Here is an 11,107-nt window from a genome sequence, read left to right as displayed (position 1 = left end):
TCACAGGTGAATAAAGTTATTCACAGCTGTGAATAGATCTATTTGCAGTGCCAAAAACCACAACAGTTGTAAAAGAGAGATAATGCGCAAGATTTTAGGAATAGACCCGGGTACACGCAATTTGGGTTATGCCATCATACTGCTTGAAAATGGAAAGATCTCTTTGGTGGAAGCGGGACTGATCAAAATCGAGAAAGACGGACTGCAATTCCAGATTCCGCAGATGGTCGAAGGACTTGACCAGGTCTTTGCCAACCATAAGATCGATGAAGTGGCGATGGAAGATATTTTCTATGCCCATAACCCGCAGACGGTTCTGAAACTGGCCCAGTTCCGCGGCGCCATTATGCTTAAACTGCTCCAGGAGTTCGGCCAGTTCGCCGAATACACCCCGCTGCAGGTCAAACGGGCTTTGACGGGCAAGGCCAAAGCGGCCAAAGAGCAGGTCGCTTTTATGGTGCAGCGGCTTCTGGGCATTAAAAAAGAGATAAGACCCCTGGATATCTCCGATGCGATGGCCGTGGCCATCACCCATGCCCAGCGCATAAAACTTGAAAAGAAGTAGCCGCAATCAGAAGCACTTTAGATAAACAAAGATACAATCAACGAAATAATAAAAGAGGAAGGTAAGAGGTATGACAGTTGAGTTTTTAGAGGTCGAGACCCCCTCCAATACGGCGGTTTCGGCAGCGCGTACCTGTTACTTTCCCAACGGCATCGTCCCTCCGGAGAAATCGGAAGGGTGGGAACGCAAAGATGACCTGCTCAAGGGGATCTTCAAAGGGGGCCATCACACCACCCTGATGCACACCCATGTGACCATGCTGATCAGCGGTATGTCGCGCCACCTTATCTGGCGCATGCTGCACGGCCACCCTTACTACAACTCAGAACAGGTCTCTCAGCGATATGCCAAAATGAAGATCGAAAACTTCGTCTATCCGAAAGAGGGTGACAAGGCTGAGTGGGAAGCCTATTATCAAAAGCGTTTTGAGGATTATGAAAAACTGATCGAGATCCTTCATCCGGATGTTCTGGAGGTCGTGCCGAAGTTTCGCCGCAAAGACAGTATGAAAAAAGCGCAGGAGATGGCGCGCTACGTGCTGCCGGGCGGTATGAGCGCCTACCTCTACCATACGGTCAACATCATCACCCTTCTGCGCTATATTGCGGTGGCCAAAGCGATGCCGGAGTGCCGGGCTGAAGCCGAGGAGTTTGCCGATCTGCTGGCAGAGAATCTGGTCAAGATCGATGCATCGCTTCGCCCGTTGGTCGAACATGCACAAGAGGGCAACCCCCTCTTCCCTGAGTTTGATATGGACGGATTGAAAGAGAAGATAAAACTGGGCAGCGATCAAAAGGTCAAAGTCTACGACGTGGTCGGCGACGCCGCTTTTGCCGTGAACGACAACTACGCCGATGTATTGCGCTATTCGCAGATGCTGCCAGACAGCGGTGTTTTGGGCGGTTTCAGCAGCTACATCAAACTCTCCCTCTCGGCTGACGCCCAGAACCAGCGCCACCGAAAATCACCGGCGATCCGCCCTGCCCTGGAGTCAATCTACAGACGCAGTGCCTATACGCCGCCGATCATTGCCAAAAATGCCGAGGCCCTTGCGCTTTATGAACGATCGATCCGGGAGAGTTACGACTTCTTTGAAGCGCAGCGTGAAAAACTGGGTTTCGGCGAAGCGGCTTATGCGCTCAGCAATGCGCATGAGATCGAACTGATCGAACGTAACGACTTTACCTCTTTTCACCATAAAGCCCAGATGCGCCTCTGCTACAATGCCCAGGAAGAGATCTTTGACGTGGTCTATGAACAGGCACTGCAGTTGCGAGCCATGGGTGTAGCAGGCGCGGAGGAGTTTCTGCCGCCGTGCACCACCCGTTTCAAGATGAAGATCCGTCCTACCTGTCCCGAAGGCGACCACTTCTGCGGCATCAAGGTCTGGAAACTGGATTTTAATGAATATAAGCGAGATATCTAATGAAACTATTTTCAATTGTGCTGTTTGCCATCATCATCAGCGGCTGTTCGCAGTTCACCGTGAATGCGACGATGTGTGAAGAGCTTATGAAGGATCCGAATACGCAGAACATCCCTGAGGAGTGTCGAGTCTACAAAGAAGAGGATGCCGACAAATCGACCTATCCTAAGGATAAGAGACCGATCGAGGTCGATCAAGAGTTTCAGATCGGCAAATAGGGCCATTGCACTACCCTGTCGTTATCCACCACCTTTTCAGTTCACCTGCGCATAACTATTTCACACGTCAAAAATTTGACGTGGGCAACGCTCCTACCCTTAAACATCAAAAGATTTTTCTCGAAGCGTCCAAAGGTATTGCAAACGACCGTTTTGAGCACGGGCGTTATCCCATCACCTTTTTCTCTTTGGAGGTGGCACAGGAGATGGAGAAAGCATTCGGTTTCACGATTGATCCGGAAATCTTCCGCCGTAACATCATCATCTCCGGTATCAACCTCTGTGAGCTGATCGGCCGGCGTTTCACTATCGGTGATGTCACGTATGAAGGGATGGCCCACTGCAACCCCTGCACCTGGATGGACGCGGTGATAGGCAAAGGTGCCTACGCCTTGATGAAGGGTCGGGGCGGCCTGCGCGCCAAGGTAATCAAAGGGGGTGCGCTCAGCCTTGGCAGTGTCATGCTTCAAAGCGATATAATATTGAAAGAAGAGGCTATTACGCCCTTGACGATCAGTAGATTACCAAAAGGATAAGCGATGCAGCCACATGAGAGGTTTTACGGCATAAATGACGATTTCCGTTCCCCTTACGCACGTGACCGTGACCGGGTGATCCACTCCGGAAGTTTCAGAAAGCTTGAGTATAAGACGCAGGTCTTCCTTAACCAGGAAGGGGACTTTTTTCGTACCCGGCTGACCCACTCGCTGGAGGTCTCGCAGATCGCCCGTTCCATCAGTTCGCAGCTGGGTCTGGAGGAGTCTTTGGCCGAGGCTATCGCCCTTTCGCATGATATGGGTCACACTCCTTTCGGCCATGTGGGCGGCGATACACTTGACGAATGTCTGCGGGCTGATGGTTTTACAAACGGGTTTGAGCATAATTTCCAGAGCTTTAGAGTTGTGACAAAACTGGAGAAGCGTTACAAGCCGTTTTTGGGGCTCAACCTCACCTTTGCGACGCTCGAAGGGATACTGAAACACTCCTACCCCTACAAAAAATCATTTTTACCTGAAAGTATTCACGAACAGTTCAATCTCGATACGCACCCCTCTATCGAGGCAATGGTGGTAGACAGGGCAGACGAGATCGCTTATATGACCCATGATATAGACGATGGCGTCAATTCTGGACTTATCGGTTTCGAGACCTTGAAAGAGAGCCGGATCATTCAGGAGGTCCTGGCATTGGTGGCAGAGGAAGGGGTAAGTCAGGAGTCTGGCAGCGAGATGTTCCGCTACCGCTTCAGCTCGCACCTTATCAACTATCTTGTCTATGCGCTGCTGGAACATTCACGAAACAGAGTCGATAACTCCAGGGTGTTAGCCGCTGTTATAGACAGCGAGACTGCATTGCCGATCGGTTTTGACAGGGAGCTGGAGACCGATATCAAGAAGCTGAAAAAGATCCTTTTTCAGGAACTTTACCAGCACAAACAGATCATGCGCAGGATGTATGCCGGAAAACAGGCAATCAAAGGGCTCTACCACGCGATGATGGAAGAGGAGAAGATTCTTCCGGGTTACTATCTTTCACAGATAAAAGAGCGTAACAAACATCGCGTTATTGCAGATTATATCGCCTCGTTGAGCGATCGGAACGCTCTTGGCCTCTATAACGAGTTATATGGCCGTCTGTAAACCGGAAGAATATCATTTCGGTAGAGCTCCTTCCTGAGCGTTGAGTCCGAATTTTGAAGTTTTGCATTTGAGTACTATAGTTTTAGGCGCTTTGGGATTCGATGTGTTGCAAATTCACGTACCGGTCATCACGAAATTGCTGATAAAGCGGTGAAGTGACAGTTTAAAACGATTGTCAAAACACTCGAACTTTTCGATCCACTCTTGCAGGACTTGAAGTTCTTCAGCGCAATAGATTTGTGCATCATCTTCATTGGCAATATTCTGCCGATACCAACCAAAACCTAGCTCTTTAATGACGAATATTGTTTCCTGCATTGCCTTTTCCTACCGTTTTGCTGTTTGATGGTATATATTTAGTGGTTCAATAACGGGGCTGTTACGAAAGCAAAAAAAAAGTAATTACGAAATGGTGGTGTGTGCGTGGGCAAACCAGTCTGACAAGAGAGAAAAATTGTATTAAATCGAAAAATCGGAGGGGGATAAGATGACAGGCACAAGGCCTGTCGATCAGAAATTACAGTGGTGTAACGTTTTCTGCTTGAGGACCTTTTTGACCTTCACCGATCTCAAATGTCACTTTTTGGCCTTCAGCCAAAGAAACACGGCCATACCCCGTACTGTTTACCTGACGGAAGTGTACGAATAGATCTGCGCCGCCGTTTTCCGGTTGGATAAATCCAAAACCTTTTTCATCATTGAACCATTTTACGGTTCCATTTTGCAATTCTGCCATTGTTATGCCTTGTTGGGAAATATACTCCATAAAGAAGTAGAATCAAAATCGGGAGTTTTTCGGTCTAGCATAAAATATTCATTATACACCAGAGATGAACTCTTACCTCATCTCTCATCGGAGGTATTATAGCTGATTTTTTAAAAAAGAGCCGCAGCCATTTTTCATGGCTGATCTCTCGCTATAATCGGGCAAGGAGCGAAGAGAACACATATAAAGTATATTTACAAACAGATTTTTACCACTTTTCAGCTATAATTGCGAAAATCAAAAGTTCCGTATATTTAGGCTTTTTGTATCCTCTTTTCTGAGAGAGTATGAAAAGTCTATTACACAGACGGTAACACCCAAGGAAATTTATGCAAAAAATTAGAAACATTGCCGTTATCGCGCACGTTGACCATGGTAAGACAACACTTGTTGATGGCCTGCTTCAACAATCAGGTACTTTCGGAGAGCATGAAGCGCATGATGAACGTGCTATGGACTCTAACGATATCGAAAAAGAGCGTGGTATTACGATCCTTTCGAAAAACACAGCGATCCGCTACGGCGACCATAAGATCAACATCATTGACACTCCGGGCCACGCCGACTTCGGTGGTGAGGTTGAGCGCGTACTGAAGATGGTTGACGGGGCACTGATCCTTGTCGATGCCTACGAAGGTGTTATGCCGCAGACCAAGTTTGTTGTTAAAAAGATGCTGGCGATGGGTATTACACCGATCGTTGTCATCAACAAGATCGATAAACCGTCTGCCGAGCCGGACCGCGTTGTTGACGAAGTGTTTGACCTTTTCGTCGACATGGGCGCAAGTGACGAGCAGCAGGACTTTACGGTTGTTTATGCAGCGGCCCGTGACGGTATCGCGAAAATGGATATGGAAGAGGAAGACGGTGACTTCACCTGTCTGTTCAATACAATCCTGGAAAAAGTTCCTGAGCCTCAGGGTGACAAATCGAACCCTGCCCAGGCGCAGGTTTTCACGCTTGACTACGACAACTATGTCGGTAAGATCGGTATCGCCCGTATCTTCAACGGTGAGATAGCAAAAGGCGACAACGTTCTTCTTGCAAAAGCAGACGGTGAGATGGTCAAAGGGCGTATTACGAAACTGATCGGTTTCCTTGGCCTTAACCGTATGGAGATCGACAGAGCCGAAGCGGGTGACATCGTTGCATTCGCCGGTCTTGAGACGGTTGACGTCGGTGATACGGTCTGTGACCCTGCAAATCCGCAGGCTCTTGATCCGATGCATATCGAAGAGCCGACGCTTTCGGTAATCTTCTCGGTCAATAACTCGCCGCTTGCAGGTCAGGAAGGTAAACATGTTACTTCCAACAAGATCCAGGAACGTCTAGAAGCGGAGATGGTGACCAACGTTGCGATGAAATACGAGCGTATCGGTGAAGGTAAATTCCGCGTCTCTGGACGTGGTGAGCTACAAATCACGGTTCTTGCTGAAAATATGCGTCGTGAAGGATTCGAATTCGGTATCTCCCGTCCGGAAGTCATCGTTCGTGAGATCGAAGGCGTAAAATGTGAGCCGTTCGAGCACCTGGTCATCGATGTTCCTGAAGAACTTGGCGGCGGTGTTATCGAACGTCTTGGTAAACGCAAGGCTGAAATGAAATCGATGATCCCGATGGGTTCAGGTTTCCAGCGTATCGAGTTTGAGATCCCTGCCCGTTCACTGATCGGTTTCCGCGGCCAGTTCCTGACGGATACGAAAGGCGAAGGCGTTATGAACCACTCGTTCCTCGAGTTCCGACCATACTCCGGAACAGTTGAGTCACGTCCATACGGTGCACTGGTCTCTATGGAGAACGGTGCCGCTATGGCCTTCTCACTGTTCGGTCTTCAGGACCGCGGCGTCCTGTTTATCGGGCCGCAGACAAAAGTCTACGAAGGTATGATCATCGGCGAGCACTCTCGTTCAAATGACCTTGCGGTCAACCCGATCAAAGGAAAAGCACAGTCAAATGTCCGTTCTTCTGGCGCTGACGAGGCGATCAAACTTGTTCCGCCACGTGACCTTTCACTGGAACGTGCACTTGAGTGGATCGAAGATGATGAGCTTCTTGAGGTCACGCCTGAGAGCATCCGTGTCCGTAAAGTATACTTGACAGAGTCTGAGCGTCGCCGCCACTCTAGAAAGTAACAGCCGGGTCTGCCCCCCCCCTCGGGTATCGGCACACCTTGCACAAAAGTTTAGCTCTCGGCGCACATGAGTGCGCTGTCGGCTAAACGTTTTGCACAATCTGCACCCAATCTGCGACTTTCTATTCTTTCAACCAGCAATTAAAAAATTTTCTCTTCCCTTTTTCTTAATAGAACAAACCATTTCAAAACAACATGAACACTTTCACGTACTCTCTGCTAAAACTTCATTATGAAATTACAAGAACTTAATGTCGAAATGCCCTACCTCGAACTTGAGGATGAGTTTCACGACAAAACCGATATTACCCCGTTGAAAGACCCTTTTCTGATCAGTTACAGTCTCGATGCGGCAGAGTTGCTTGGCGTCGATCTAGCGGGTCAGGAGGAGCTCCTGGTCAAGATCATGAACGGTGAAACGCATCTGAAGGGTTCCGAGCCTTTTTCGATGTGTTATGCCGGCCACCAGTTCGGCTACTTTGTGCCGCGTCTGGGTGACGGCCGTGCCATCAATCTCGGCAGAACAGAAAACAACTGGAACCTGCAGCTGAAGGGGTCCGGACCAACCCTCTATTCGCGTCAGGGTGACGGCCGCGCCGTGCTTCGCTCTTCAATCCGAGAATACCTGATGAGCGAGGCGATGTGCGGCCTGCATATTGCCACTTCCCGCGCTCTTGCCCTGATCGGTTCCGACCACGATGTTGCGAGAGAGAAGTGGGAAAAGGGTGCAATCGTCCTGCGGATGTCGACGTCATGGGTCCGTTTCGGCACCTTCGAGTACTTTTATGCCAAAAAGAAGTTCGACAAGCTCGAAGCGCTGGCCGACTATGTGATGGATGAGAGCTATCCGCATCTCAAGGGGCGCGATGATGCCTATTTCCTGATGTTCGAAGAGCTGGTCGACCGTACGGCACTCCTGCTCGCGAAGTGGCAGGGTGTCGGTTTCAACCACGGTGTGATGAACACGGACAACATGTCAATCGCCGGGCTGACGATTGATTACGGGCCGTACGCCTTTCTGGACGATTACGACTTCGGCTATATCTGCAACCATACCGACACCCACGGCCGCTACGCCTTTGGCCAGCAGCCCAACGTGGCGCAGTGGAACCTGAGCATGCTGATGCGTGCGCTGTCGCCTCTGGTCAACATCGAGCGTATGCAGGAGGCTTTAGAGAAGTTCGGCGAGATCTACAGCGGTTACTATATGGGTTTCATGCGTAAAAAACTGGGCTTTACGACTGAAGATGATGATGACATTTCGGTGTTGCGCTGGCTCTTTAGTATCATGCAGCAAGAGAGCATCGATTATAACTACTTCTTCAGGGTGCTCAGCCGTTATGACGGGGATAAAACAGCTTTGTTAGCACTTTGCGAGCTGGAAGAGCCTCTTTCTGAGTGGCTTGACTATTATGAGAAGCGTTTGGAAAAAGAGAATTCGGAGGCAGAGGAGCGTCACAAACAGATGTTAGCGACCAATCCGAAATATGTGTTGAAAAACTATATGCTGCAGTATGCCATCGATAAAGCAGAACGCGGCGATTTTTCCGGAGTCGCAGAACTTTTGATGTTAGCGCGCACACCGTTTGACGAGCATGAAGCATTTGAGAGTTTTGCGAAGCCGTCACCCAAGAGTGTGAAGAATTTGAAGCTGTCGTGCTCTTCATAGAAGCTGTTGGAAAAACAGCGTTTTTTACCAATTGGGAGGCAATTTTACTCCTCTCCCCGATCTGAACAGAGATGCCAAAAATTCTTTTGCAGATTGCTGCTCGATACAATGGCAATCTTTACTATTCTTTTTCTGTTTTCAACAAAAGTGAATAATCTTTTCGAGATAATCTATTACTAAAATCTGGTAGAAAAACTACCATTTGCATCTCTATCATTAGGCAAAATTATGACAACCATCAAGCGCAAAAAAATCTATAATCCGGAGTCCAAGGAACACGTCAACGACCGCAAGATCTTCGGCGGAAATCCAACCGGTATTTTTGAACTTAACAACATTAAATATCAATGGGCCTACAATCTTTGGGAGGTGATGCTGAACAACACCTGGTTTCCCAAAGAGGTTGATATGACCCGCGACGCCAATGACTATAAAAACCTGACTGACGGTGAGAAGACAGCCTATGACAAGGCCCTTTCTCAGCTGATCTTTATGGATTCGCTGCAGACCAACAACCTGATTGACAACGTCAACCCCTATGTCACTGCGCCTGAGATCAACCTTATCTTGGTGCGCCAGTCGTTTGAAGAGGCGCTGCATTCACAATCCTACGCGGTTATGGTGGATTCGATCTCGCAAAACTCTGCCGAGATATATGATCTTTGGCGCAAAGATGTCATGCTTAAATCCAAGAACGATGCTATCGCGAGCAAGTATGAGTTGCTTTCGGAGAATCCGACCGATACCAACTTCCTGAAAGCCTGTTTTGCGAACCAGATACTGGAAGGGATCTATTTCTACAGCGGTTTCACTTACATCTACACATTGGCCCGCGCAGGCAAGATGCTCGGCTCGGCACAGATGATCCGTTTCATCCAGCGTGATGAAGTGACGCACCTTATTCTTTTTCAAAACCTTATCAACTCGCTGCGCCGTGAAAAACCCGAGCTTTTTACCGAAGAGCTTATTGAAGAGGTCTATCAGATGTTCAGAGATGCTGTTAAACTGGAAGCATCCTGGGGTAAATACATCACACAGGGCCAAATTCTGGGACTTACGGACGCGATTCTGGAACAGTATATTCAGTATCTTGCCGATGAGCGCCTTCGTGCGGTGAAGCTGGAACCGATCTATAATGTGAAAAATCCGATCAAATGGGTGGATGACTTTGCTTCATTTAATGACCAAAAGACCAACTTCTTTGAAGGTACGGTTACCAATTACTCCAAGGGTTCACTGAGTTTTGACGACTTTTAAAGAGCGCCCGCTCTGTTCGCTCGCCTTTGCCAGCGAGGCTAACAGTTATGAAGAAAACCTCTCCGCGTTACTTTCTCTCGTCAAAAAAGCACCTTCAAATGCCGTGATCGTTTTTCCTGAAGTAGCAGTCACCAATTTTGATTATGATCATTTTGAAGCGGCGGCGGCTTATGCGGAGGTTATTACCGGGGCACTCAGTGAGGCGGCACAAGAGCAGATCATCATCGCAACGATGATAGAGAAGCGCCAAGACGGGAAGACATACAATGTCGCAAAGGTGTTTCATCAGGGGCGTGTTGTCCATGAACAGGCCAAGGTAAAGCTGTTTACATTCGGCGGCGAGCATGACTATTTTGCGCCGGGAGACGAGAGCGAGATCACACTTTTCGACGTGGATGGGCTCCGTTTCGGCATGCTGATCTGTTTTGAACTGCGTTTTAAAGCGCTTTGGCAGAAGCTGGAGGGGGCGGACATAATGTTAATTCCAGCACAATGGGGTAAACTACGCAGTCAAAATTTTGTAATCCTCACCAATGCGCTGGCCATTATGAACCAGTGTTATGTTGTGGCTTCCGATGCAAAGAACAGTGACACAAGCGGGATGAGCGGTCTCATCACGCCTTTCGGCGAAGAGCGCCGAAACGGTGGTCTGGTCTGCTTAGAGGGAAATTTCAGTGAAAAAGAGGTGCGTAAAATGCGCCGATATTTGGATGTAGGTATAGCGTGATCGATAAAATAACAGCAATTAAAACAAAACGCATGGCCGATGAGATCGACAGCGTCTTTAAACTCAGCCCGAAGGTCAAAGAGGCGATTATCAATACAAATCGTGAAAAGTTCGTTCCTGTCGCGATGCGTCAGCACGCTTATAGGCTGGATGCTTTGCCTATAGGGGCAAAACAGTGGATCTCTTCACCGTTGACCGTGGCGAAAATGACCGAGTACCTTGAGCCTGAAGGGGCCGACAGGGTTTTGGAGATAGGCTGCGGCAGCGGTTATCAGGCAGCAGTGCTTTCGCATCTTTTTCGCGGCGTCTTTTCGATAGAGCGTATTGAGTCGCTGATGGTGGAGGCAAAGCAACGTTTTAGAGAGCTCGGTATTCAAAATGTGCATACCCGCACCGACGACGGGCAAAAAGGGTGGGTCCAGTACGCGCCGTACGACCGTATACTTTTTTCGGCAGCACCGACCCATATTCCGCAGGCACTGATCGATCAACTTGTTCCCAGGGGTGTACTCGTCGCTCCGATAGAAAAGGACGGAAAACAGGTGATCACCCGCTTTGTCAAGATCGGCGATGAGTTGATCGAAGATGAGCTGGAGACGTGCGAATTTGTACCTGTTCTTGACGGTGTACAACGGTAGCCACAGCACCTTTTAAGGCACAGTTTGCCTAATATATAATAAGATATTATATAACTATCTCAAGAAAGGA

12 protein-coding genes are annotated in these 11,107 nt (G+C 48.7%); 10 read left to right on the top strand and 2 right to left on the bottom strand.

All coding sequences use genetic code 11. The annotated features are described in order from the left end of the window. The first annotated feature begins 82 nt into the window (after positions 1 to 82). The 5 genes from ruvC to dgt all read left to right on the top strand — a co-directional run bounded on the left by ruvC (position 83) and on the right by dgt (position 3,849). A complete protein-coding gene (ruvC, locus tag WCY20_RS14275) occupies positions 83 to 565 on the top strand; it encodes a crossover junction endodeoxyribonuclease RuvC (RefSeq protein WP_345976052.1) in 483 nt (160 codons plus the stop codon). A 70-nt stretch (positions 566 to 635) separates the two neighbouring features. Further along, positions 636 to 1,991, top strand: a complete 1,356-nt coding sequence (locus tag WCY20_RS14270; RefSeq protein WP_345976051.1) for an FAD-dependent thymidylate synthase — start codon at positions 636 to 638, stop codon at positions 1,989 to 1,991. After that, positions 1,991 to 2,209 (top strand): hypothetical protein, encoded by a 219-nt coding sequence (locus WCY20_RS14265; RefSeq protein WP_345976049.1) that lies wholly within the window; start codon positions 1,991 to 1,993, stop codon positions 2,207 to 2,209. The genes WCY20_RS14270 and WCY20_RS14265 overlap by 1 nt, the downstream gene beginning before the upstream one ends. Before the next feature lie 5 nt (positions 2,210 to 2,214). Beyond that, on the top strand, positions 2,215 to 2,745 hold the full coding sequence (locus tag WCY20_RS14260; RefSeq protein WP_345976048.1) for an MOSC domain-containing protein: 531 nt from the start codon (positions 2,215 to 2,217) through the stop codon (positions 2,743 to 2,745). A gap of 3 nt (positions 2,746 to 2,748) precedes the next feature. Further along, the gene (dgt, locus tag WCY20_RS14255; RefSeq protein ID WP_345976046.1) at positions 2,749 to 3,849 is read left to right on the top strand and encodes a dGTP triphosphohydrolase; all 1,101 of its coding nucleotides are present in this window, start codon (positions 2,749 to 2,751) and stop codon (positions 3,847 to 3,849) included. A gap of 114 nt (positions 3,850 to 3,963) precedes the next feature. On the opposite strand, the gene WCY20_RS14250 is transcribed toward dgt, so the two are convergent. Further along, positions 3,964 to 4,167 carry a hypothetical protein gene (locus tag WCY20_RS14250; RefSeq protein WP_345976045.1) on the bottom strand — a complete coding sequence of 68 codons (204 nt, stop codon included), beginning with the start codon at positions 4,165 to 4,167 and terminating at the stop codon, positions 3,964 to 3,966. 199 nt (positions 4,168 to 4,366) lie between these two features. After that, the gene (locus WCY20_RS14245; protein WP_345976044.1) at positions 4,367 to 4,585 is read right to left on the bottom strand and encodes a cold-shock protein; all 219 of its coding nucleotides are present in this window, start codon (positions 4,583 to 4,585) and stop codon (positions 4,367 to 4,369) included. Positions 4,586 to 4,944: 359 nt separating this feature from the next. Between WCY20_RS14245 and typA the strand changes: the two genes are divergently transcribed. The 5 genes from typA (at position 4,945) to WCY20_RS14220 (ending at position 11,037) form a co-directional block, all read left to right on the top strand. Further along, positions 4,945 to 6,747 (top strand): translational GTPase TypA, encoded by a 1,803-nt coding sequence (typA, locus tag WCY20_RS14240; protein ID WP_345976043.1) that lies wholly within the window; start codon positions 4,945 to 4,947, stop codon positions 6,745 to 6,747. Between the two features lie 231 nt (positions 6,748 to 6,978). After that, the gene (locus tag WCY20_RS14235; RefSeq protein WP_345976042.1) at positions 6,979 to 8,415 is read left to right on the top strand and encodes a protein adenylyltransferase SelO; all 1,437 of its coding nucleotides are present in this window, start codon (positions 6,979 to 6,981) and stop codon (positions 8,413 to 8,415) included. A gap of 237 nt (positions 8,416 to 8,652) precedes the next feature. Next, on the top strand, positions 8,653 to 9,672 hold the full coding sequence (locus WCY20_RS14230; protein ID WP_345978283.1) for a ribonucleotide-diphosphate reductase subunit beta: 1,020 nt from the start codon (positions 8,653 to 8,655) through the stop codon (positions 9,670 to 9,672). Next, positions 9,659 to 10,399 carry a carbon-nitrogen hydrolase family protein gene (locus tag WCY20_RS14225; protein ID WP_345976041.1) on the top strand — a complete coding sequence of 247 codons (741 nt, stop codon included), beginning with the start codon at positions 9,659 to 9,661 and terminating at the stop codon, positions 10,397 to 10,399. The genes WCY20_RS14230 and WCY20_RS14225 overlap by 14 nt, the downstream gene beginning before the upstream one ends. Next, positions 10,399 to 11,037, top strand: coding sequence for a protein-L-isoaspartate(D-aspartate) O-methyltransferase (locus WCY20_RS14220; RefSeq protein WP_345978282.1), 639 nt, complete (start codon positions 10,399 to 10,401; stop codon positions 11,035 to 11,037). Before WCY20_RS14225 ends, WCY20_RS14220 begins: the two co-directional genes overlap by 1 nt. The last annotated feature ends 70 nt before the right edge of the window (positions 11,038 to 11,107 follow it).

This window comes from Sulfurimonas sp. HSL3-7, from assembly GCF_039645985.1.
GTDB lineage: Bacteria > Campylobacterota > Campylobacteria > Campylobacterales > Sulfurimonadaceae > Sulfonitrofixus > Sulfonitrofixus jiaomeiensis.
The sequence above is the reverse complement of the archived record's forward strand: the minus strand, read 5'-3'. Positions and strand labels throughout refer to the sequence as shown.

What these genes read in the sequence shown, in the direction of transcription:
- ruvC (WP_345976052.1), top strand. Translation starts at nt 83, where the DNA reads ATGCGCAAGATTTTAGGAATAGACCCGGGTACACGCAATTTGGGTTAT.
- WCY20_RS14235 (WP_345976042.1), top strand. Translation starts at nt 6,979, where the DNA reads ATGAAATTACAAGAACTTAATGTCGAAATGCCCTACCTCGAACTTGAG.
- WCY20_RS14250 (WP_345976045.1), bottom strand. Translation starts at nt 4,167, where the DNA reads ATGCAGGAAACAATATTCGTCATTAAAGAGCTAGGTTTTGGTTGGTAT.
- WCY20_RS14270 (WP_345976051.1), top strand. Translation starts at nt 636, where the DNA reads ATGACAGTTGAGTTTTTAGAGGTCGAGACCCCCTCCAATACGGCGGTT.
- dgt (WP_345976046.1), top strand. Translation starts at nt 2,749, where the DNA reads ATGCAGCCACATGAGAGGTTTTACGGCATAAATGACGATTTCCGTTCC.
- WCY20_RS14265 (WP_345976049.1), top strand. Translation starts at nt 1,991, where the DNA reads ATGAAACTATTTTCAATTGTGCTGTTTGCCATCATCATCAGCGGCTGT.
- typA (WP_345976043.1), top strand. Translation starts at nt 4,945, where the DNA reads ATGCAAAAAATTAGAAACATTGCCGTTATCGCGCACGTTGACCATGGT.
- WCY20_RS14245 (WP_345976044.1), bottom strand. Translation starts at nt 4,585, where the DNA reads ATGGCAGAATTGCAAAATGGAACCGTAAAATGGTTCAATGATGAAAAA.